The organism is Streptomyces sp. NBC_00569, assembly GCF_036345255.1.
Taxonomy (GTDB): Bacteria; Actinomycetota; Actinomycetes; order Streptomycetales; family Streptomycetaceae; genus Streptomyces.
This window is the reverse complement of record NZ_CP107783.1, coordinates 5,669,935-5,691,353: the sequence shown is the minus strand read 5'-3', so window position 1 is coordinate 5,691,353 and position 21,419 is coordinate 5,669,935. Positions and strand designations below refer to the sequence as shown.

Below are 21,419 nucleotides of genomic sequence, written 5' to 3'. Positions count from 1 at the left end.
ACGGGAGGCGGAACTACACCGCCTCGTACGCCATCCCCTGATACGTCACCGGCCCCGCGCCCTGAGCGCCGCAGCGGTCGATCTCGCACCAGATGGCCTTGCCCGTGCCCTCGGGCCGCCAGCCCCAGCGGTCCGCCAGGCCGTCGACGAGTTCCAGGCCGCGGCCGTTGGTCTCTTCCCCGTCGGCGTGCCGCGGCGCGGGGGGCCGGTCGCTGGCGTCGGCCACCTCCACGCGGACCGTGCCGACGCTGGCCTCCGCCGGGACGCCCGGCAGCAGCATGCGCAGAACGGCCGGGCAGCCGGTGTGCACCACGGCGTTGGTGACGAGCTCGGAGACGATCAGGATGAGCGTCTCCGCCAGTGGCTCATCGGCCTCTATCCCGGACCCTGCGAGGCGCGAACGCACCCACCTGCGGGCTCGGCCCACCTCCGCGGGATCCGCCCCGACCTCCAGCTGAACTTGAAGCACCTGCACCGCTCACACCATCCGAACCGGCGGACACATCGCCTCGCGACTGTGACAAGTCAAGGAGCTCACGGACCGTGATCCCCCTGGAAGACAGCATGGTTGACGTACAGTCACCCCAACAAGCGCTTCGGGCATATTCCAGCGCGAAGGAGTACGCGTGCGCCATACTGTGCGACGCGTCCTGCGGGGAGTCGAACGGGCGGGCGCGAGGCCCTCCCGTGCGCTGCGAGCGGCGCGCATCGCCGGATCCGGAGCCGCCTCAGGGGCGGCACCGGGATGGCTCGGACTCGGAACCACTCGCATCCCACACAAGGTACCCGAGCGGGACCCCGACTCCGTGCCGTGACGAGTCCCGCGCAGGACACAACCAGATATCGACGCTCCGTGACCGTCCGTACACGAGTTCGCCCCGCGTCGCACGTGTCCCCGGACGTCACAGCGCCGCCGCCAGCTCCTCCTCCGTCTCGCGCGCCGTACGGCCCGTTCCGGCGCGCACCCAGGACCGCTTGAGATGCAGGTGCACGTCCGCCTCCCAGGTGAAGCCCATGCCGCCGTGCACCTGGACGCAGTCGCGCGCGTTGCGGACCGCCGCCTCGTCGGCGAGCAGTTCGGCGGCGGCGATCTCGACCGGGTCGGCCGTGACAGCCGCCGCGTACACGGCCGCACGGGCCAGCTCGGCCCGTACGAGCATCTGGGCGCACAGGTGCTTCACGGCCTGGAAAGCGCCGATGGGCTGCCCGAACTGCTCGCGTTCACCCGCGTACCGGACCGCCAGCTCGCAGGTGCGCGCGGCGGAGCCGAGCTGTTCGGCGGCGGTGAGAAGTACGGCCTCGGGGCTGCGGGGCGCGTGCGGGCCCGGCAGCTTGTGCAGGGGCGTGAGCGGGTCGACGGAGGCCAGGGGAACGGCGCCGGTCGCATCTCCCTGGACGACGTCCGACGCGTCGCGCCACGGCAGGAGTTCCCCGGCGGGCGCCGTCACGACGCGCTCGCCGGTCGCGGCACCCGGTACGGTGCCCGCGGCGAGATGCGTGGCGACGAGCGGGCCCGGCAGCAGGACCCGGCCCGCCTCCTCGAAGACGAGGACGGCCTCGGGCAGCCCCAGGCCGACGCCGCCGTCCGCCTCCGGCAGGCACAGGGCGAAGAACCCCGCGTCACCCAGAGCCCGCCACAGTGCCCGGTCCAGGTGCCCGGGCGTGTCCACGGCGGTGCGCAGGGCGTCGCGGTCGAAGCGGCCGGCGAGCAGGTCGCGTACGCCGTCGCGCAGGGCGCGCTGGTCGTCGGTGAGCTGGAAACGCATGGTCACCGGCCTCCCTTCTGGAGATCCTTCCGCAGGCCCGTCGGCCGGTCCTTCGGCAGGCCGAGGATGCGTTCGGCGACGATGTTGTGCTGGATCTGGGAGGTGCCGGCGGCGATCGTGTACGAGAGGGACGACAGTCGGTCGAGGGTCCACTCGTGGTCCGTGTCGAGAGCGCCGGCGACGCCGAGCACTTCGGCGGCGGCGTCGAAGAGTTCCTGACGGGCGTGCGAGTACCGCAGCTTGAAGACCGAGCCGCCGATGCCGGGGACGCCGCCCGCCTTCCCCCGAGTTCTCGACTCCGCTCGAGCAGGGGGGACCCCCATCGCCTCGCTGACGTTCCACTGGGTGAGCCGCCACAGGGCGCGGAACTCGGCGTTGAGGCGGCCGAGCCTGCGGCGCAGCACGGCGTCGTCCCAGCGTCCGTTCTTGCGAGCCTGCGCGGCCAGCTCGCCGAGGACGCGGCGGCAGGCGACGACCTCGCCCACGAACGCGGTGCCCCGCTCGAAGGACAGCGTCACCATCGTCACGCGCCAGCCGTCGTTCTCCTCGCCGACCCGGTTGGCGACCGGGACGCGTACGTCGTCGAGGAACATCTCGGCGAACTCGGCGGACCCGGCGAGCGTGCGCAGCGGCCGTACGGTGATCCCGGGCGCGTCCATCGGCATGGCGAGCCAGGAGATTCCCCGGTGTTTCGGAGCGGACGGGTCGGTCCGCACGAGGAGTTCGCACCAGTCGGCGACCTCCGCGTGCGAGGTCCATATCTTGGACCCGCTCACCACATAGTGGTCGCCGTCCCGCGTAGCGCGCGTGCGCAGCGCCGCGAGATCGGACCCGGCGTCGGGTTCGCTGAACCCCTGGCACCACACCTCGTCGCCGCGCAGGACGGGCGGCAGCCAGCGCGCCCGCTGCTGCGGTGTCCCCTCGGCCGCGATCGTCGGCCCTGCGTGCAGCAGCCCGACGAAGTTGGCCCCCACATAGGGCGCGCCCGCCTTCTCGGTCTCCTCCAGGAAGATGAGGTGCTGCGTGGGCGTGGCACCGCGGCCGCCCGCGTCGGCGGGCCAGTGCAGGCCCGCGTACCCGGCGTCGTACAGCCTGCGCTGCCAGCCGAGGTCGTAGGCGCGCCTGCCGGGCCAGTCGTTGGGCGACGGCTTCGGGGGGAGCCCCGGAAGCACGGACGCGAGCCACTCCCGCAACCGCGCCCGGAACTCCTCTTCCTCGTCCGTGTACGTGAGATCCACGGCGCGGCCCGCTACCTGTCGAGGTCCAGGTCGAGCATGCGGATCGCGTTGCCCCGCATGAGCTTGTAGACCGTCTCGGAGTCGAGGCCCTTCACATGGTCGAGGGCGACCTCCTTGGTGTGCGGGAAGGTCGAGTCGACGTGCGGGTAGTCCGTCTCGAAGGTCGCGTTGTCCCGGCCGACGACGTCGAGGGACGCCACCCCGTGCTTGTCGCGGAAGAAGCAGCAGAACATCTGGCGGTAGTAGTACGTGGACGGCGGCTCGGGGATGAGGTCGCGCACCCCGCCCCAGGCCCGGTGCTCCTCCCAGACGTCGTCCGCGCGCTCCAGGGCGTACGGGATCCAGCCCATCTGGCCTTCGGAGTAGGCGAGTTTGAGCGTCGGGAACTTCACCAGGACCCCGGAGAACAGGAAGTCCATCATCGACGCCATCGCGTTGTTGAAGCTGAGCGAGGCCTGCACGGCGGGCGGGGCGTCGGGGGACGCGGCGGGCATCTGCGAGCTGGAGCCGATGTGCATGTTGACGACCGTCCCGGTCTCCTGGCACACGGCGAAGAACGGGTCCCAGTAGCCGGAGTGGATCGACGGGAGCCCCAGATAGGTGGGGATCTCGGAGAACGTCACGGCCTTGACGCCGCGCGCGGCGTTGCGCCTGATCTCGGCGACGGCGAGGTCGATGTCCCACAGGGGGATGATGCAGAGCGGGATGAGGCGGCCCCCGCTGTCGCCGCACCACTCGTCGACCATCCAGTCGTTGTAGGCGCGCACGCAGGCGAGCGCCACCTCCTTGTCCTTGGCCTCGGCGAACGTCTGGCCGCAGAAGCGCGGGAAGGTGGGGAAGCAGAGGCTGGCCTCGACATGGTTGAGGTCCATGTCCGCGAGGCGGGCCTTCGGGTCCCAGCAGCCGCGTCGCATCTCCGCGCGTGTGATGCCTTCGAGGGTCATGTCGTCGCGGTCGAAGCCGACGGCGGCGATGTTGCGCTTGTACGGGAACTTCAGGTCCTCGTAGATCCACCAGTCCGTCGGTGGCCCGTCCGGGTCCATGGTGATCTGGTACTTGCCCGCCACGTAGGCGAGCTCGCCGATCCCGGCGGTGAGCGGCTGCGGCCCCCGGTCCCGGTACTTCGCCGGAAGCCAGGTCGAGAAGAGGTGCGCGGGCTCGATCACATGGTCGTCGACGCTGATGATCCGGGGCAGTTCCATCGGGTCCATCGTGTCCCCTCACCTGACAGTTTCTGATGGCGTGTGCGACGCTGCTTCTGGCGCTGTTTCTGATGGGTCGTCAGATAGCAGGCTAGCCCCGCACCCCTGGACCGACAAGGCGCAGCGCTCTACGCTCTCCGCACGATCTGACTATCCGTCAGGTACGGTCTGTCTTTCCGAGGGGGAGCAGTGAACGACACCGCACACGCCCTGGGCGCCGCCGGGACGCTCTGGGAGCTGATCGAGCGCCGCGCCGCCCTCACCCCCGACACTCCCGTGCTGATCCAGTCCGCCCCCGACGCGAAGGACGACCGGCGCCTGACCTTCGGCGAGCTGCGCGACCGCGGCGAGCGGGTCGCCGCCGGCCTGTACGGCATGGGCGTACGCCCCGGCACGGTCGTCGCCTGGCAGCTCCCGACCCGCATCGAGACCGCGCTGCTCTCCTTCGCCCTCGCCCGCATCGGCGCCGTCCAGTCCCCCGTCATCCCCTTCTACCGGGACCGCGAGGTCGGCTTCGCGCTGCGCGAGTCGAAGGCCGAGTTCTTCGCGACCCCGGGCGTGTGGCGCGGCTTCGACCACACGGAGATGGCCCGGCGCCTCGGCGCACGCGGGATCTTCGAGGCGTACGACACGCTGCCCGACGGCGACCCGTCCGTACTGCCGCCCCCGCCCTCCGACGGCACGTCCGTGCGCTGGATCTACTGGACCTCCGGCACGACCTCCGACCCCAAGGGCGTCCTCCACACCGACCGCTCACTGATCGCCGGCGGCTCCTGCCTCGCGCACGCCCTGCACCTGTCGGCGTCCGACGTCGGCTCGATGGCGTTCCCCTTCGCGCACATAGCGGGCCCCGACTACACGGTCATGCTGCTCCTGTACGGGTTCCCCGCGGTGATGTTCGAGCAGTTCGCGCTGCCGGACGCGCTCGACGGCTACCGGCGCCACGGGGTCACCGTCGCGGGCGGCTCCACGGCCTTCTACTCGATGTTCCTGACCGAACAGCGCAAGTCCCCGGCGGACCCGATCGTCCCGACGCTGCGGCTCCTCGCGGGCGGCGGCGCGCCCAAGCCGCCCGAGATCTACCACGCGGTCGTACGGGAGATGGGCTGTCAGCTCACCCACGGATACGGCATGACCGAGGTCCCCATGATCACGATGGGTGCCCCCGACGACACCGCGGAGAACCTCGCCACGACGGAGGGACGGCCCCCCGAGGGCATGGAGATCCGGGTGACGGACGCGGACGGCAAGCAGGTCCCGTACGGCGTGGACGGCGAGGTCAGGCTGCGCGGGGAGGCCGTCTGCCAGGGCTATCTGGACCCCGTGCAGTCGGCGGCCGCCTTCGCCGGCGACGGGTTCCTCGTCACCGGCGACCTCGGGCACGTGAGGGACACGGGGCATCTGGTGCTCACCGGGCGGGCCAAGGACATCATCATCCGCAAGGGCGAGAACATCTCCGCGAAGGAGATCGAGGACCTGCTGCACGCGCACCCCGCCGTGGGTGACGCGGCGGTCGTCGGGCTCCCGGACCCCGAGCGCGGCGAGCGGGTGTGCGCGGTCGTCGTCCAGCGCGACGGCACCGAGCCGCTGACCCTGGAGGCGATGGCGTCCCATCTGCGGTCGGAAGGGCTGTCCACGCACAAGCTGCCGGAGCAGCTGGAGCTGGTGGACGCCCTTCCGCGCAACGACACCCTGCGCAAGGTGCTCAAGTACAAGCTGCGCGAGCGCTATGCGGGCACGAGCCCGGCGAACGCTATTCCGAAACGGTGAAGTAGTGGGCGAAGGCGGTGACGATCTCCTCCTCGGAGATCCGCCCGTCGCCGTCCGCGTCCAGCGCGGCGGCGACCGGGCCCACCAGGGACGGGTCGACGCCGAGGACGCGCAGGACGCGCTCCGCGCCCGCCGGGGTGAGGCCCGAGCCGTTCTGGTCCGCGACGGCGATGGCGGCCCGCAGGAAGGGGCGGGCGATCTCCGCGAACCGCTCCGGGTTGTCCCGCAGCCGCTTCACCGCGCCCGTCACGAACTCCTCGCGCGTGACGCGCTGGTCACCGTCCACGTCCGCTATGCCGGCCATGCCCTGCCAGAAGGCCTCGGCGCCCGCGTAGAGCGCCTGGCCCTTGTCGCAGCGCGCCGTCGTGGTGAACTCGGCAAGCAGGCCCTTGGCCGCGGTCACGAAGTCCTCGCGGTCGATGTAGCCGTTGCCGTCCTGGTCGAAGCCGGCGAACCGGGCAGCGATCCTGCGCTCGTACTCGGCGTGATCGGTGCTCTCGGCGTGGTCCATGTCCCCTCGGCCGCCTCTCGCATCGGTGGTGGTACGGGTCCTGCCCGTCCTCTCGCCAGGGAGCGTACGTCGTGGAGCGGCGCCGGGGGCCCTCACAGCGACGCTTGTGCCAAGACCGGGGAAATTCCGCAACAACTTCCGTGTCCGGCCGCCCGGACACACGGGTGTGCGTCAGGCCGAGAGGGGCGCCGCCTCGTCGTTCACGGCGGTCAGCACGTCCGGGTACACCTCGAAGAGGCGGCGCACGCCGAGCGCCGACAGGACGCGGTTGACGTGCGAGCCGTCCTCGGCCCCCTTGGCGGGCAGGATCAGCCGGAGCTCGCCACGGCAGGAACGCATCAGACGGCGGGCCGCGATCAGCACGCCGACCCCGCTCGAATCGCAGAAGAGGACCTGCGAGAGGTCGAGGACGAGGCTGTGCCGGCCGTCCGCGACCGCGTCGTGCACCTGCTGGCGCAGCGCGGGTGAGGTGGCGAGATCCATCTCGCCCGACACCCGCACGACGGCCCAGCCGCCTTGCTGTCCCTCGGTCACCCTGAGCGTCACGTGCCACGCCTCTCGTTGATCCGGAACCTCTGCTTACGGTTGTCTTCTTTCGCGGCTGCCCGACCGCGAGGTGCTGAAACACCACTGCAGGCGTATCACATATGGCCCGGTTAAGACCCAAGTGATCGGATTTTGGGTCGCTCTCGGCACCAAAGGTCCGCGCATCGTGACCGTCTCCTTACCATCCGCATCCGGGCAGGTCGACCTTTGCCGCAAAGACACATGCGTTGTCGGCGGGTCCGACTACATTCGAGGGAAGGCACACGGTGAGGGGGCCGCATGGCCAAGGAGACTCCGACCCGGTGGGACCGGAGGATGCAGCAGCGGCTCGCGCACGGGGAGGCCGCCGCGCTCGGCGAGCTGTACGACCGCTTCGCGTCACTCGTGCACGGGCTCGCGCACCGCGTGCTCGGTGACGAGGCCGCGGCCGACCGCATCACGCGCGACGTCTTCACCCACGTCTGGGAGAACCCCGACGCGTACGACCCCAAGCAGGGTCCGCTGCGCTCCTGGATCGCCACGCTGACCCACCGGCGCGCGGTCCACCGCCTGCGCCAGACCGAGTCCGCCGCGCTCGTCCGCAGCGGCGAGGGCACCACGGAGGACCTGGAGCGCAGGGTGCGGCACGCCTCCGCCGCCGCCCGCGCCGACTACATCGTCACGTCGATGCCCGCCCCGCTGCGCGCCGCGCTCGAACTGGCGTACTTCCAGCGCAGGGACTACCGCCAGACCGCCGTCGACCTCGGCGTCACCGAGGACGAGGCACGCCGCCGCCTGCGCCTCGGCCTCCAGCTCCTGTCCACGGCGCACGACAGCGGCGCCTCCGGCACCCCGCCGGGATCTCCCGGACACGGGAGGGCGCTGTGAGCGGGCCCAACCCCTTCGGCAACGCCGAACAGCCCGACCACCCCGACAACCGTGACGGCTCCGGGGAGCCCGAGGGCACCGGCCGTTCCGACGCCGCCGCGAGCGCCCGGATACCGACGCCGCGCTCGTCCGTGGAGGACACCGGGCGCCCGCTGCCGGACCACGTCCCCGAGCCGCTCGTCCTGGAGCACCGCGTCCTCAAGTCCCTCCTCGGCGCGTGGGCGCTGGCCGCGTGCTCGGCCGAGGAGAGCGTCGCCGTGGAGGTGCACCTCGGCGGCTGCGGCCCGTGCGCCGAGGAGGCGCTGCGGCTGCGGGACGCCGTGGGCCTGCTGCACTCCGAGGAGAGCCTCGACCTCGACCCGATGCTGCGCTCCCGCGTCCTCGAAGGCTGCCTGACCCGGCGTCCGCCCCGCATCCCGGTCCCCGAGTGGGCCGCTCCGTACGACGCGGAGACCGCCCGCCTCGACGCCCTGCTCCAGGACATCGGCGACTCCGAGTGGCACGCGCCCATACGGCTTCGCTGGTACGAGGGCGACGACCGGGTCAGCCGCAAGACGACCGTCGCCGGGGTGCTCACCCACCTGATGAGCGTGGACGGCCTCGTCGCCGTCGCACTCGGTCTCGACGACCCGCTGTTCGGCGTCGCACCCGAGGAGCGCCGCACCCCGGAGAGCCGCACGGAGACGTTCTGGAAGGCCTCTCACTTCCCGCCCACCCGCGCCGTCCGCGGCCCCTGGCGCGAGCAGTCGCACGCCGTGATCCGCACGGTGTCGTTCGCCGCCGACCCGAGCGGCTCCACGGGCCGCACCCGCACCTCCGGGCAGCTGGCGGTCCCGTACGGGGACTTCACACTGCCGCTGCGCGACTCGATGCTGGACCGCGCCTTCGAGTGCTGGGTGCACGCCGAGGACATCGCGGAGGCGGTGGACTACCCGTACGAGCCGCCGTCGCCCCGCCATCTGAACCGCATGATCGACCTGGCGGCCCGGCTCCTGCCCGACTCCCTCGCGGGGCGCCGCCGTGCGGGCCTCGCCGCACCGGCCCGCGGACTCGTCGCCGCGGGCGCGCCGGGCCGCACCCTGCGCCTCGAGGTCGAGGGGGCGGGCGGGGGCGAGTGGCTCATCTCCCTGGACTCCCCCGGCGCGGTCGGCTCGGCGGAGCACGAGGTGGCCCATGTCGCCCTGGACGGCGTCGAGTTCTGCCGTCTGGCGGCCGGTCACGTCACCCCGGAGGAGGCGGCCGCAGGACAGGACGGCGACCGCGAGGCGATCCACGACGTCCTCTACGCGACGGCGTCGCTCAGCAGGATGTGACGGCGCGCCGCGGCACGCGTCATCCCTTGCTGACCGCCGCGAGGATCTCCGGCAGCCGGGCCGCCGTGCGCGGGGCGGCCAGGCGCAGGCCCGCCAGGGTGATCCCCGCTCCGTACGCGGCCCCGACCGGCAGCAGCAGCCAGGTCGCGGACTCGGCGCCCGACACGTGCAGCCAGATCGCGACGGCGATGACCGGGGCGCACAGCAGGGCCGCCGCGACCATCCCGCCGAAGATCGATATCCAGGCGAGGCCCGCCTGCCCCGGGGCGACGTTCTTGTAGCCCTCCTGGGGGATCGAGTACGGGAAACGGGCCGACGACCAGGCGCCGGTCGCGAGCATCGCGCCGAGCAGCGCGAAGGAGAGGCCGAGGACCTCGGGCAGGGCCCGCCAGTCGCCGAGCATCGCCGTCGTGACGACGGTGACCAGCGTCGCGTACGGCAGGGTGATCGTCAGGAGGGCGAGGGCGCGGCCACGCAGTTCCACATAGGCGTCGTGCGGCGAGGAGATGGTCATGGCGACCATCCAGAACGCCGAGGTGTCCTGCCCGAACTGGTTGTACATCTGGATGCCGAGCATTCCGGCGGCGAAGCACGCGAAGTAGATGGAGCCGGTGCCCTGGAGCGCGTTGAAGACCGGCACGATCAGGCCGATGGCGAGGGACGTCACCCAGGCCGCCTTCGTCTTCGGGTCGCGCCACACATAGCGCAGGGCGCGCTCCATGACCGTGCCCGTGCGGCCGTCGGGCAGAAGGCGGGGGCCGCGGGACGTGCGCCTGCGGCGGGTGGGTTCGGCGGCCTGGAGCGTGGAGCCGTCGGGGGACGTCATGAGGCGGGTCAGGGCGTGCTGCCAGGCGTACAGGAGTCCGGCGAGGGCGGCCGCGCACAGGACGAGGCGGGCCGCCGCGACGCCGTACGAGCCCTGGCTGACCGAGTCGACGGCGCCGATCGCGGACGCCGGCGGGATCCAGGCCAGCACCTCGCCCGCCGGGTCGAGCGCCCCGAGGCCGCCTGACGAACCGAGCTTCTGCGCACCGAAGTTGACGACCTGTGCGCCGACGGCGATGACGAGCCCGCTGAGGACGGCGAGGTCACGTCCCTTGCGGCTGGTGAGCAGCCGGATGTTGGCGGCGGCCACGGCGCGGGCGAGGGCGACGCAGGTGAGCAGGGTGAGGGCGACGGCCAGGACCGCGACGGCAGCCGCGGCCGCCCCGTGTGCCAGCGCGATCACCGCTCCGACCGCGAGGCAGAGCGTGAACAGGGGGCCGATCCCGACGAGGGACGCGATGAGCAGGCCCCTCACGAGCGGGCGCGGACGCAGCGGGAGCATGACGAGGCGGGTCGGGTCGAGGGTCTCGTCGCCGGAGGGGAAGAAGAGCGGCATCACCGCCCAGCCGAGGGCGAGTACGGCGGTGAGGATGACGCAGAGCGTCGCCGCGTGCGTGCTGCCGCGCAGGGCGATCAGGCCGATGAGCTGGAGCGCCGCGACGAGGAGCACGACGACGAGCGTGGCGATGTAGGCGGCGCGGCGGCCCGTGGACCCGCGCAGGCCGTTGCGCAGGAGCGCCAGCTTGAGGCGGACCAGCGTGACGGTCGTCGTGGTCACCGGCCGCCTCCCAGCCAGTCCAGGTCGGAGGTGGTGTCGCGGCTGTTCGCGCCGACGAGTTCGAGGAACGCCTGCTGGAGGGAGGGCGCGTCGCCTCGCACTTCGGCGAGGGGCCCCTGCGCGCGGATGCGGCCGGCGGCCATGACGGCGACCCAGTCACAGAGCGACTCGACGAGCTCCATGACGTGGGAGGAGAAGACGACGGTCGCCCCGGAGCCGGTATAGCGCTCCAGGACGCCGCGGATGGTCTGCGCGGAGACCGGGTCGACGCCCTCGAACGGCTCGTCCAGGAAGAGGACTTCGGGGTTGTGGAGGAGCGCGGCGGCGAGCCCGATCTTCTTGCGCATGCCGGTCGAGTAGTCGACGACGAGTTTGTGCTGGGCCCCGGAGAGGTCGAGCACGTCGAGGAGCTGGGCGGCGCGCTTGTCGACCTCGGCGCCCGGCAGACCGCGCAACCTGCCCGTGTAGGCGAGCAGTTCGCGCCCCGAGAGCCGCTCGAACAGGCGCAGGCCCTCGGGGAGCACGCCGATGCGGGCCTTCACCTCGACGGGGTCCCGCCACACGTCGTGGCCGACGACCTCGACCGCTCCCCGGTCGGGCCGGAGCAGTCCGGTGACCATGGACAGGGTGGTCGTCTTTCCCGCGCCGTTCGGCCCGACGAGGCCGATGAACTTGCCCGCGGGAAGGGCGAGATCGATCCCCGCGACGGCGACGCTCTGGCCGAACGCCTTCCAGAGGTCCTTCACGCGTACGGCCGGCGCACCGGCCTCGGTCCCCGCCTCGGTCACTGTGCCGCCCGCCGTCCTTCGTCGCCGTCACCCTCCCCCAAGCTCTCGACTCCGCTCGAGCAGGGGCCCGTCCGCACCATACGTGGCCGCGGGACGCGCTGTTGTGGTTCTACCGGCGGCCTTCCCGCCCGCACGCGTACGCCAGTGGGGAGATGAGCTCCTCGGCGTCCGGCAGCCAGCGGTTCGCGGCGGTGGGGCGGCAGGCCCACTGGACGGCGCCCCGGCCGCCGAAGCGGGTGGGCGGCGCCGCGACGTAGGAGCCCTCGCCGAACGCGTCCAGGTCGAGGGAGGCGGGCGGCCAGCCCAGCTTGCGGACCAGGTCGGGGACCTTCGCGGCGGCGCCCGGCAGGACGAAGAACTGCATCCGGCGGTCGGGGGTGCAGGTGACCGGGCCGAGGGTGAGTTCCATGCGCTCCATGCGGGCCAGGGCCAGGAACCCGGCGGTCTCGGGCACGTCGATCGCGTCGAACGTGCGCCCTGTCGGCAGCAGGATCGAGGCGGTGGGCTGCTTGGACCACAGCCGGCGGGCGGCGGTCGCGCTCCCGGTGGCCTGGTTCGCCCAGTCCTCGCGCGCGTGGTGGGCACCGGGGGCCGCGCACCTGGCGTCGCCGCAGGAGCAGCGCTGCCTGCCCTCGTCGACCTCCAGCCAGGTGCCGGGGAACACGTCCCAGTGGCGTTCCTCCGCGTAGCGCACGGCGGCGTCGAGGAGGGCCTCTCCGCGCTGCTTGGGGATCTGGGGAGGCGAGGTGACGGACGAGGTGACTGCCGAGGTGACTCCGATGGTCTCTTCCACGACGTTCTCAACTCCCGCCGCCATCCGGGGTTACGGGCGCACGCGCGCGGGGGCCCGCAGCACCGATCCTGCACGTGGGGCGCATGGATGCATGGGCGGGGGCGCGCGGGAGGAATGGCCCCGGCCGGGGGGTAGCCAGCCCGGAGGACCAGACGAGGGTGCTGTCCACCGACCGGCCACCAGTTGGGGCTCTTGCTTGTTTTGCCCTTCTTTGTGGCGCATCTTCCGTTTGATCTCAGGGCATTGATCACCTCAAGGCGGGCCCGACCGGGAGTGTGACGACGGGCCCGAGTCCGCCCGATGGTCCACGGTGCACACAGGGGGTACGCCATGGCCGCAAGGCCTCTCGTAGCGCGACAGCCCAACGAACGGCTGCAGGCGCTCATCCAGGAAGCCGGCTGCTCGAACGCCGGACTGGCCCGCCGGGTCAACATGTGCGGATCGGAGCACGGCCTCGACCTGCGCTACGACAAGACGTCGGTGGCGCGCTGGCTGCGCGGCCAGCAGCCGCGCGGCCGGGCGCCCGGCATCATCGCCGAGGCCATCGGGCGCAAGCTCGGCCGCACGGTCACGATCGACGAGATCGGCATGGCCAACGGCAAGAACCTCGCCTCGGGCGTCGGCCTCCAGTTCTCGCCGACCGTCCTCGGCGCCATTGAGCAGGTGTGCGAGCTGTGGCGCAGCGACGTGGGGCGCAGGGACTTCCTGTCCGGGTCGTCGGTGGCCTCGTCCGCACTGGTCGAGCCGAGCCGGGACTGGCTGATCTCCGTACCCGACTCCCAGGTCGCGCGGTCGGCGGGGCCGCGGGTCGGGACGTCGGACGTGGCGGCCGTGCGGGCGATGACCCAGGCGCTGACGGACCTTGACCACCAGTACGGCAGCGGGCATGTGCGGCCGGTGGTCGTCCACTATCTGAACAGTGTGGTGTCGGGGCTGCTCGCGGGCTCGTACCGCGAGGCCGTGGGGCGTGAACTGTTCGCGGCGGTCGCCCGGTTGACGGAGCTGGCCGGATACATGGCCGTCGACACGGGACAGCCGGGTCTCGCCCAGCGGTACTACATCCAGTCGCTGCGCCTCGCCCAGGCCGCCGGGGACCGCGGATACGGCGGATACGTACTGGCCGCGTCCATGAGCCACTTGGCGGCGCAGCTCGGCAACCCACGCGAGATCGCCCAGCTGGCGCGCGCGGCGCAGGAGGGGGCCCGCGGGCGGGTGACCCCGCGTGCGGAGGCGATGTTCTACGCGGCCGAGGCGCGCGGCCACGCCCTGCTCGGGGACGCGCGGGCCACGCAGGCGGTGGCCGGCAGCGCGCTGGCCGCGCTGGAGCGGGCCGAGCCGGACTCGGGCGACGACCCGGCCTGGATCGCGCACTTCGACGCCGCGTACCTCGCGGACGAACTGGCCCACTGCTACCGGGACTTGGGGCAGGCCGAGGCCGCGCGGCGGCAGGCCGAGGCGTCCCTGGCCGGGCATCCTCAGTCGCGGGCTCGGCGCAGGGCGATCGGCCTGGTGCTGCTCGCCACGGCGCAGGTGCAGCAGCGCGAGGTCGAGCAGGCCTGCCAGACGGGGACGCGGGCGGTGGAACTCCTCGGCACGCTGCGCTCGAACCGGGGCGCCGAGTACCTGGACGACTTCAGGCAGCGCCTGGAGCCGTACCGGGACGAACCCGTGGTCCGGGAGTTCGGTGCGCGCCTCGATCTTCAGGCCGCGTGAAGTTTTGTGAGCGGCGCGCAGGAGACGTACACGTGAACCTTGTGTGACGGACGCCTCAACCCGCTTGGGGAGGGCGCTAATCAGCGTTCTGCGGGCCTGTTTTGTTACTTGGAGGTGTGGGGAGGCTGTGGGGTTCTGAGCTGCGTGGCACGTGTGTGCGGGGACCCGGTAGCGTGAGCCGACGATTCCGAAGGTCCCCCAGTCGTAGGAGTCCCGGTGACGCAGCAGAGCGGACAGGGCGAGGATCCGCACCTTCCCTCGGTGCGGCAGGCACACGAAGGCGTCGTGCTGCCCGCCGACGGCAGCGAGCCCTTGCTGCCGGGTACCTTCGGCGACCAGTCGCACGTCGCCCCCTCGGGCGGCAGCCCCTGGGGCCAGCCGTGGGGCCCCGAGTCCGCGCAGGCGGCCTCCGGCGGCCCGATGCCCACGTACGAGTGGGGCGCGCCGTCCGCGCTGCCGGGTGAGAACGCGCCGCAGGCCGCGGCCCCGCTGCCCCCGGCCGCCCCGCAGCAGCACTACTCCGCGCCGCTGCCGCCTGCCGGTGCCCCGGCCGCCCCGTACGGCTCCGCGCCGCTGCCGCCGGCCTCCGCCTCGGACGCGACGCAGTACATAGCCCCGACCGCGCCCTCCGACGCGGACGCCACGCAGTACATCGCGCCGGTCGCGCCCGGGGCCCTGCCGCCCGAGGTGCCCGCCGACGCCACCCAGTACCTGGGCCGCGCGAACGCCCCCGGCCAGATGCCGCCGCCCCAGCAGCAGCCGTACGGCTCCGCGCCCATGCCGCCCGCGGGCACCGACAGCGATGCCACGCAGTACATCGCGCCCGTGCCCTCGCCGCCGCCGCCGAGCGCGCCCTACGGCATCCGCCCCGGCGCCCCCGGCGACCGCCAGCCCCCGGCCGAGTTCGACAGCCTCTTCCGCACCGAGCCGGAGCCGGACGCGCCCGCCTCGACTCAGCAGATGCCCCGCTTCGACCCGCGCGCCGGCCAGCCCGCGGGCCCCGGCGGACCCGGAGGGCCGGGCCAGGCCGGGCAGCCGCAGGCCCCGTACGAGCCCACCGGGCGGGCCGCCGCCCGCAAGGGCCAGAGCCGCACCGGCTCGAAGGTGCCGCTCATCGCCGCCATCGGCGTCGGCATCCTCGTCGTCGGCATCGGTGCGGGCGCCCTCATCAGCAGTGGGAGCGACGAGAACAAGGGCGACGACGCCAAGCCCGCCGCCGCGACTGGCGCGCCGGACAGCTCGTCCCCGACGCCCGCCGACCCGGCCAAGGCGCAGGCCGTCGCCCTCGACAAGCTCCTCGCCGACTCCAACAACAGCCGCGACACGGTGATCAGGGCCGTCGCGAACATCGGTGCCTGCAAGGACCTCGGCAAGGCCGCCAGCGACCTGCGCGGCGCCGCCACCCAGCGCACCGGGCTCGTGACCCGGCTCGCCGGGCTCTCCGTGGACAAGCTGCCCGACCACGCGGCGCTCACGCAGGCCCTCACCAAGGCGTGGCAGGCCTCCGCCTCCGCGGACAGCCACTACGCGGCGTGGGCCGACCAGGTCGCGGGCAAGAACGGCTGCAAGAAGGGCCACGCCAGGCCCACCCCGCAGCGCCGCGCGGGCGACCAGGCCAGCGGCACGGCCTCCACGCAGAAGACCCAGGCGTCGAAGCTGTGGAACAGCATCGCGACGCAGTGGAGCCTCCCGCAGCGCAAGCCGTACCAGCTCTAGCCGATACGGAGGCGGCCCGGGCGGGATCAGCCCGTGGGGGTCGCCTCCAGCGTGCGCGACACGTCGACGAGTCCGCGGCGCGCGGCCACGAGCCGCCCGTCGCGCACCACCTGGAAGGTGACGTCGGCATTGACGAGCCGCGGGAAGCCGCTGGCCGCGATCATGTCCTCGAAGCGCCAGCTCAGCGTCGGCGTCAGCCCGCCCGTGCGCACCTTCAGGCCGCCGTCGAGCGCCCCGCGCACCGTGCGCGCCGTCACATCACCGTCGCCGAGCGACTCGACGACCTGCCTCAGGACGGTGTACGCGATCCATGTCGTCTGCACGCCCGCGTCCGCCGGGTCGATCCGGTTGTCGCCGAACGCCTGCTCACTGATGACCTTGCGCATCGTCGCCCACCGCCGGTCGGTCGCCACCGGATACCAGCCGGTGACGTACGCCCCTTCGTAGACGCCCGACTTGCCGCCCGAGCGGTCTATGACCGTCTGGTCGACGCTGCCGAGGACGGTCGAGATCCGCACCTTCGGATAGGAGTCGCGGGTGCGGCGGAACGAGTCGAAGAACGTGTCCGTGCGGTCGCCGAGGACCGCCGTGACGCAGCCCTTCCCGACCGGGTCGGCGCCGGCCCGCAGGAGCGCCTGGCGGGCCTGCTCCGTGTAGTCGGTGGCGTCCTCGGCGGCGCGCACGTCGGACGCGCGGTTGCGGCCCGCGGACAGGCCCGTGTCGAGGAGCAGCGGCAGCTGGTCGCCGGCGACGGTGTCGGGGCGCACGAGCGAGGTGCGGTCGCAGCCCGCGGCGGCCAGCTGCCGTCCGTTCCCGGCCATCAGGGCGGGCTGGCCGCCGTTGACCGGATACGACAGAGGGCTGGCGAACTCCTCGTCGGTGACGCCGTAGCCGCCGATGTAGGGGATGCCGGCGGACTCCAGGGGGCCGAGGAAGGAGCGGGCGTGCTGGCTGTAGGAGCCGACGACCGCCACGGCGTTCTGCTCGACGGCGTCCCTGGCGCAGCGGGCGGCGCCCACGGTGTCGTTGTTGTCGTTGCAGGTGATGACCCTGAGGTCGCGGCCGCCGATGCCGCCGTGGGCGTTGACCCAGCGCGCGTAGGCGCGTGCCATGGCGGGCATGCCGGGCATGTTGGTCGCCTGGGTCTTCTCGGGCGCCCATGTCATCACCGTGATGGGGTCCTTGGAGCCCCCGGTGACGTCGGAGACGAGACCGCATCCGGCGGCGAGCGACGCACAAGCCGCCCACACCGCCGCCGAAAGCACGGTGGAACGAAGGGTGCGGGTGGTGCGCGGGATGGTGGTGCGACGCCGGCCAGTCATGAACCTGCACGATTCCGCCGCATCCCTAACCCACGAGTGACCTGCGGTCAACGTGCGGTGACGTGGAGGTGAATTACGGGGGCCGGGACGGGCCGAAGAGGACGGCACGTACGATCGATGACCGTGCAAAGCTCGGAGAAGTCTTCCCGTCGCGGCCGTCGCTCCTCCACCATGGGCGGCATGCCACTCAACGACATGCCGTGGTGGCGCTGGCGCAGCAATGTGCGCTCCGCGCTGCACATGCTCTCCGACCCCGCGTTCCAGCGAAACGTCTGGCTCGCGGGCGTGGACGGGTTCGGGGACGTCACCGACGCCGTGTACCGCCTCGTCGAGGACACCTGGCTCGACAACTGGTCCGCCGAGAAGTACGTCGGCACGATCTTCCGGGACTCCCAGGAGGCACAGCTCGTCGACACCGCCGTGCTGCGCGTGCTGCGGATCATGCACCAGGTGGGCCCCGACGCACCCGTCTCCGCCTATCTCGACCACCAGGCGTGGCCGGAAGCGGTGCACTCCGCGCGGGACGCGCACGTCGCGCTCGCCACGAGCGACGGCGACGACCCCGACGCGGCGCCCCGCACCCTCGAAGTCCTGCGGATCATGACGCGCGCGGCCTGAGCGCCGCGCGGCTGCCGTCCGACCAGCGGGACGGCGGCCCGGCGGGGGTTACGCGTATGGGACCCTTGCCTGCATGAATGAGCAGTCCTCCGCGTCCGGCGCCGCCGGCGGCGAGCAGTACGTCCTGACTCTCTCCTGCCCCGACAAGCAGGGCATCGTGCACGCCGTGTCGAGCTACCTCTTCATGACCGGCTGCAACATCGAGGACAGCCAGCAGTTCGGCGACCACGACACGGGCCTGTTCTTCATGCGGGTCCACTTCTCGGCGGACGCGCCCGTCACGGCGGAGAAGCTGCGGGCCAGCTTCGCCGCGATCGGCGACTCCTTCCACATGGACTGGCAGATCCACCGCTCCGCTGAGCGGATGCGCGTCGTCCTGATGGTGTCGAAGTTCGGCCACTGCCTGAACGACCTGCTGTTCCGCGCCCGGATCGGCGCCCTGCCCGTCGACATCGCGGCGGTCGTCTCGAACCACACGGACTTCGCCGAACTCGTGAAGTCGTACGACATCCCCTTCCACCACATCCCGGTGACGAAGGACAACAAGCCCGAGGCCGAGGCGCAGATCCTCGACCTGGTGCGCGCCGAGGGTGTCGAACTGGTCGTCCTGGCCCGCTACATGCAGGTCCTCTCGGACGACCTGTGCAAGGAGCTCAGCGGGCGGATCATCAACATCCACCACTCGTTCCTGCCGAGCTTCAAGGGCGCCAAGCCGTACCACCAGGCACACGCGCGGGGCGTGAAGCTGATCGGCGCGACCGCGCACTATGTGACGGCCGACCTCGACGAGGGCCCGATCATCGAGCAGGAGGTCGAGCGCGTCGGCCACGACGTGACGCCGGACCAGCTCGTGGCGATCGGCCGCGACGTGGAGTGCCAGGCACTGGCCCGCGCCGTGAAGTGGCACGCCGAGCGCCGGATCCTGCTGAACGGGCGCCGGACGGTCGTCTTCACCTGATCACAGGTGTCCGGGCCCGTCCGCACACGCGGACGACCCGCGAGCCAGGTCTCCTCCCGTACGGGACGGGTGGAAGCCGGCCGGACGTACCGGCGGCTCGCGGGTCGGGCGACTGCTTGGGATTGGGGCCGGCTGCACGCAGCTCTCACGTGCTGGTCCGGCGCCGAAATCGAGTTGCGACGCCGGGCTGCTAGCCCGCAGTCACCTCACGCGTCCGGTATTCATACATCTGCCGAACCACCTCCCTTCCTGTGTACCCCCCAGCCTAAGAAGGGTCCGGGATGCCTTCAAGTGAATTAACGGGCCCACGGCTCGGCCCGTGCGCGAGGTCGTAGGCTGTGATCAAGGAAGGGAACGTTCCCCCGGATCTCCGGGACGCAACGATTTCCCCGAACTCCGTGTGTGCTGCGTCACGTTCGAGTTGAATGATCTGAAGTGCGGAACACGCGGACACAGCCTGCAGGGGGTGCCAGGTGAGTGCTTCCCGGCGTAGTGGGGCCACCGACGAGCTCGGGCCCGACGAGCCCGAGCGGGACGGGGCCGATCTTCTTGCCGCGTTGCTCGACGGGATGGACGCCGCGCTCTGCGCGTTCGACGCCGACGGGATCGTGACCCATTGGAACCGGGAGGCCGAGCGCATCCTCGGCTGGTCCGCCGCCGAGGCCGTGGGACGGCGCGGGTTCTCCGGATGGGCCGTGCGCAGCGCCGACGCCGACGAGGTCGAGGCCCGGCTGATGGCCGCGATGCGGGCGCCGGGCCGGCAGGTCCACGAGTTCGCACTGCTCACCAAGGACGGCGGGCGGATCCTCGTGCGTACGCAGTCCGCCGCGGTGCGCGGGCCCGACGGCAAGCCGGCCGGGCTGTACTGCGCGTTCAGCGAGGTGCACACCCAGATCGACCTGGAGCGGTCGATCGCCCTGAGCGAGGCCCTCTTCGAGGACGCGTCCTGGGGAGTCGTCCTCGTCGACGCCGACCTGCGGCCCGCCGTCGTGAACGTGCACGCCGCGCGGGCGCTCGGCGCCGGCCGCACCGCGCTGCTCGGACGCCCCCTCGGCGACCTGATCTCGCAGGGCGTCGAGGAACTGGAGAGCGCGCTCGCCCATGTGCTCGCCGAGGGCGCCCCGCCGGCCCCCGCCGAGCTGTGGGTGACGGTGCGGCTCCCGGAGGGCGACGCGCGCAGGTGCTGGCGCAGCGGCTTCGTGCGGCTCGCCTCACCGCTGGCGGAGGAACCCGTACCGCTGGGCGTCGGATGGCTGTTCCAGGACGTCACCGAGGCCAAGCAGACGGAACAGGAGGCGGCGCAGCTGCGGTTCCGGGCCAACCAGCTGCACCGGGCCACGCGGGCCGCCGCCGAGTGCGAGGACCCGGCGGAAGCGGCGACCACCCATCTGGACTTCGCGCTGGCCGGGTTCGCCGACCACGCGCTGATCGACCTGGTCGTCGGCGACGAGCAGACCGGCCGGGGCGCCGACGAGGACCGCACGGGCCCGGTGCGCCTCGCGCGGGCGGCCGCGACGCCTTCGGGAGCGCCGGGGCCGAGCCTGCTGGTGTCGCGCACGACGCTGCCCCTGCGCTATCCGGAGGGCCACCCGGCGCTGCAGTGCGTGGAGCGCACGGGTTCGGTCCGGGCGAGCGCGAGCGGGCGTGACGCCGCGCGGGCGCGCGAGTGGGCCGAGACCAGACAGTGGCCCGAGGGCACGGTGCACGCCCTGTGCGCGGTGCTGCGCAGCCGGGCGCGCACCCTGGGCGTGGTGACGTTCCTGCGTGGGCCCAGCCGCACACAGTTCGAGCGGACCGACGCCACGTACGCGGAGAGTGTCGCGGCCCGGATCGCCGGGACGCTCGACCTGGTGCGGGTCCTCGACCGGTAGCCGCGACCCTGGCGTCAGTGCCGGTAGAAGATCCGGTCGCCGTACTCGGTGAAGATGCGGCCGTTCCACTCGTGGCCGCCGTCCACGTTCCCCGAGCGCAGGAGCGGCGGCTGGATGCCGCGGTCGGCGAGCTCGGCCGCGGCCGTCGCCATGGTGGCCTGCATCAGGGCGCTGGCCACCATCGTGGAGGCCGGCCCGAAGGGGGCGTCGACGGTGTCGTACGTGAGCTCCGCGTCGCCGACCTCGATCTTGGAGTCGAGGACGATGTCGCAGTGGTCCTTGAGGAACGTCCCCGACGCATGGCGGGACTTCGTCTCCTCGGCGTACGCCACGGACGTCACGCCGATCACGCGCAGGCCCAGCGCGCGGGCGTTCATCGCCATCTCCACGGGCAGGGAGTTGCGGCCGGACAGCGAGATGATCACGAGGGTGTCGCCGGCGCGGACCGGGCTGGAGTCCAGGACGGCGCCCGCGAGCCCGTCGACGCGTTCCAGGGCGGAGCCCAGCGTGGCGGGCATGACGTCGACGCCTACGACTCCGGGTACGGACAGCAGGTTCATCAGGGCGAGTCCGCCCGCGCGGTAGACGACGTCCTGCGCGGCGAGCGAGGAGTGCCCCGCGCCGAACGCGAAGAGCCGGCCGCCGTCGGCGACCGTGTCGGCGATGAGCGTGCCGGCGGCCACGATGTTGCGGTCCTCCTCGTCGCGCACCCGCCTCAGCAGGCCGATCGCGGCGTCGAGGTACTGACCGGCCAGCTTGCTGTCGCTCATCGGCGGAGCCCCTTCGTCGTCCCTTACTGTCCGCATGCCGCGCATCACGTTGCG

General features: G+C 72.4%; 19 protein-coding genes. 8 read left to right on the top strand and 11 right to left on the bottom strand.

Annotation, left to right across the window (positions count from 1 at the left end; all coding sequences use genetic code 11):
- Window positions 1–13: 13 nt before the first annotated feature.
- From OHO83_RS25710 to OHO83_RS25695, 4 genes are all read right to left on the bottom strand, one after another.
- Entirely contained in the window at window positions 14–475 is a 462-nt protein-coding gene (locus OHO83_RS25710; protein WP_266671634.1) for an ATP-binding protein, read from the bottom strand.
- 427 nt (window positions 476–902) lie between these two features.
- Complete coding sequence (locus tag OHO83_RS25705) at window positions 903–1,766, bottom strand: acyl-CoA dehydrogenase family protein (RefSeq protein ID WP_266676432.1); 864 nt, start codon at window positions 1,764–1,766, stop codon at window positions 903–905.
- A 2-nt stretch (window positions 1,767–1,768) separates the two neighbouring features.
- Window positions 1,769–3,004, bottom strand: coding sequence for an acyl-CoA dehydrogenase (locus OHO83_RS25700; RefSeq protein WP_266671636.1), 1,236 nt, complete (start codon window positions 3,002–3,004; stop codon window positions 1,769–1,771).
- An 11-nt stretch (window positions 3,005–3,015) separates the two neighbouring features.
- Entirely contained in the window at window positions 3,016–4,206 is a 1,191-nt protein-coding gene (locus OHO83_RS25695) for an amidohydrolase family protein (protein WP_266676434.1), read from the bottom strand.
- A gap of 189 nt (window positions 4,207–4,395) precedes the next feature.
- Here OHO83_RS25695 and OHO83_RS25690 point away from each other — a divergent pair, with 189 nt between their 5' ends.
- The gene (locus OHO83_RS25690; protein WP_266671638.1) at window positions 4,396–5,976 is read left to right on the top strand and encodes a class I adenylate-forming enzyme family protein; all 1,581 of its coding nucleotides are present in this window, start codon (window positions 4,396–4,398) and stop codon (window positions 5,974–5,976) included.
- Here the strand turns inward: OHO83_RS25690 and OHO83_RS25685 are convergent.
- A complete protein-coding gene (locus OHO83_RS25685; RefSeq protein WP_266671640.1) occupies window positions 5,960–6,487 on the bottom strand; it encodes an EF-hand domain-containing protein in 528 nt (175 codons plus the stop codon). The genes OHO83_RS25690 and OHO83_RS25685 overlap by 17 nt on opposite strands.
- Before the next feature lie 171 nt (window positions 6,488–6,658).
- On the bottom strand, window positions 6,659–7,033 hold the full coding sequence (locus OHO83_RS25680; RefSeq protein WP_266671642.1) for an STAS domain-containing protein: 375 nt from the start codon (window positions 7,031–7,033) through the stop codon (window positions 6,659–6,661).
- A 279-nt stretch (window positions 7,034–7,312) separates the two neighbouring features.
- On the opposite strand from OHO83_RS25680, the gene OHO83_RS25675 reads away from it, so the two are divergent.
- Both OHO83_RS25675 and OHO83_RS25670 read left to right on the top strand, forming a co-directional pair.
- Window positions 7,313–7,900: a sigma-70 family RNA polymerase sigma factor gene (locus OHO83_RS25675; protein WP_266671644.1), complete on the top strand. Its 588-nt coding sequence runs from the start codon at window positions 7,313–7,315 to the stop codon at window positions 7,898–7,900.
- Window positions 7,897–9,213, top strand: a complete 1,317-nt coding sequence (locus OHO83_RS25670) for an MDMPI N domain containing protein (RefSeq protein WP_266671646.1) — start codon at window positions 7,897–7,899, stop codon at window positions 9,211–9,213. Before OHO83_RS25675 ends, OHO83_RS25670 begins: the two co-directional genes overlap by 4 nt.
- Window positions 9,214–9,232: 19 nt before the next feature.
- Here the strand turns inward: OHO83_RS25670 and OHO83_RS25665 are convergent, their stop codons facing one another.
- The 3 genes from OHO83_RS25665 to OHO83_RS25655 all read right to left on the bottom strand — a co-directional run bounded on the left by OHO83_RS25665 (window position 9,233) and on the right by OHO83_RS25655 (window position 12,421).
- The gene (locus OHO83_RS25665) at window positions 9,233–10,816 is read right to left on the bottom strand and encodes a transporter (protein WP_266671648.1); all 1,584 of its coding nucleotides are present in this window, start codon (window positions 10,814–10,816) and stop codon (window positions 9,233–9,235) included.
- A complete protein-coding gene (locus OHO83_RS25660) occupies window positions 10,813–11,604 on the bottom strand; it encodes an ABC transporter ATP-binding protein (protein WP_266671650.1) in 792 nt (263 codons plus the stop codon). Before OHO83_RS25660 ends, OHO83_RS25665 begins: the two co-directional genes overlap by 4 nt.
- Window positions 11,605–11,713: 109 nt before the next feature.
- The gene (locus tag OHO83_RS25655; RefSeq protein ID WP_382758126.1) at window positions 11,714–12,421 is read right to left on the bottom strand and encodes a bifunctional DNA primase/polymerase; all 708 of its coding nucleotides are present in this window, start codon (window positions 12,419–12,421) and stop codon (window positions 11,714–11,716) included.
- A 306-nt stretch (window positions 12,422–12,727) separates the two neighbouring features.
- On the opposite strand from OHO83_RS25655, the gene OHO83_RS25650 reads away from it, so the two are divergent.
- Both OHO83_RS25650 and OHO83_RS25645 read left to right on the top strand, forming a co-directional pair.
- Window positions 12,728–14,110 carry a transcriptional regulator gene (locus OHO83_RS25650; protein ID WP_227295414.1) on the top strand — a complete coding sequence of 461 codons (1,383 nt, stop codon included), beginning with the start codon at window positions 12,728–12,730 and terminating at the stop codon, window positions 14,108–14,110.
- A gap of 216 nt (window positions 14,111–14,326) precedes the next feature.
- Window positions 14,327–15,826: a hypothetical protein gene (locus tag OHO83_RS25645; protein WP_266671655.1), complete on the top strand. Its 1,500-nt coding sequence runs from the start codon at window positions 14,327–14,329 to the stop codon at window positions 15,824–15,826.
- A gap of 26 nt (window positions 15,827–15,852) precedes the next feature.
- Here OHO83_RS25645 and OHO83_RS25640 read toward each other — a convergent pair whose 3' ends face one another.
- Entirely contained in the window at window positions 15,853–17,148 is a 1,296-nt protein-coding gene (locus OHO83_RS25640; protein ID WP_266671657.1) for an ABC transporter substrate-binding protein, read from the bottom strand.
- A 117-nt stretch (window positions 17,149–17,265) separates the two neighbouring features.
- Here OHO83_RS25640 and OHO83_RS25635 point away from each other — a divergent pair, with 117 nt between their 5' ends.
- The 3 genes from OHO83_RS25635 (at window position 17,266) to OHO83_RS25625 (ending at window position 20,595) form a co-directional block, all read left to right on the top strand.
- A complete protein-coding gene (locus tag OHO83_RS25635; protein ID WP_266671659.1) occupies window positions 17,266–17,766 on the top strand; it encodes an SCO4402 family protein in 501 nt (166 codons plus the stop codon).
- A 73-nt stretch (window positions 17,767–17,839) separates the two neighbouring features.
- On the top strand, window positions 17,840–18,724 hold the full coding sequence (purU, locus tag OHO83_RS25630) for a formyltetrahydrofolate deformylase (RefSeq protein WP_266671661.1): 885 nt from the start codon (window positions 17,840–17,842) through the stop codon (window positions 18,722–18,724).
- 473 nt (window positions 18,725–19,197) lie between these two features.
- Complete coding sequence (locus OHO83_RS25625) at window positions 19,198–20,595, top strand: PAS domain-containing protein (RefSeq protein WP_266671663.1); 1,398 nt, start codon at window positions 19,198–19,200, stop codon at window positions 20,593–20,595.
- Between the two features lie 14 nt (window positions 20,596–20,609).
- Here the strand turns inward: OHO83_RS25625 and OHO83_RS25620 are convergent, their stop codons facing one another.
- A complete protein-coding gene (locus tag OHO83_RS25620; protein WP_266671665.1) occupies window positions 20,610–21,365 on the bottom strand; it encodes an SIS domain-containing protein in 756 nt (251 codons plus the stop codon).
- Window positions 21,366–21,419: the final 54 nt, after the last annotated feature.

What these genes read in the sequence shown, in the direction of transcription:
- OHO83_RS25685 (WP_266671640.1), bottom strand. Translation starts at nt 6,487, where the DNA reads ATGGACCACGCCGAGAGCACCGATCACGCCGAGTACGAGCGCAGGATC.
- OHO83_RS25635 (WP_266671659.1), top strand. Translation starts at nt 17,266, where the DNA reads ATGACCGTGCAAAGCTCGGAGAAGTCTTCCCGTCGCGGCCGTCGCTCC.
- OHO83_RS25705 (WP_266676432.1), bottom strand. Translation starts at nt 1,766, where the DNA reads ATGCGTTTCCAGCTCACCGACGACCAGCGCGCCCTGCGCGACGGCGTA.
- purU (WP_266671661.1), top strand. Translation starts at nt 17,840, where the DNA reads ATGAATGAGCAGTCCTCCGCGTCCGGCGCCGCCGGCGGCGAGCAGTAC.
- OHO83_RS25650 (WP_227295414.1), top strand. Translation starts at nt 12,728, where the DNA reads ATGGCCGCAAGGCCTCTCGTAGCGCGACAGCCCAACGAACGGCTGCAG.
- OHO83_RS25620 (WP_266671665.1), bottom strand. Translation starts at nt 21,365, where the DNA reads ATGAGCGACAGCAAGCTGGCCGGTCAGTACCTCGACGCCGCGATCGGC.
- OHO83_RS25655 (WP_382758126.1), bottom strand. Translation starts at nt 12,421, where the DNA reads ATGGCGGCGGGAGTTGAGAACGTCGTGGAAGAGACCATCGGAGTCACC.
- OHO83_RS25675 (WP_266671644.1), top strand. Translation starts at nt 7,313, where the DNA reads ATGGCCAAGGAGACTCCGACCCGGTGGGACCGGAGGATGCAGCAGCGG.
- OHO83_RS25695 (WP_266676434.1), bottom strand. Translation starts at nt 4,206, where the DNA reads ATGGAACTGCCCCGGATCATCAGCGTCGACGACCATGTGATCGAGCCC.
- OHO83_RS25640 (WP_266671657.1), bottom strand. Translation starts at nt 17,148, where the DNA reads ATGACTGGCCGGCGTCGCACCACCATCCCGCGCACCACCCGCACCCTT.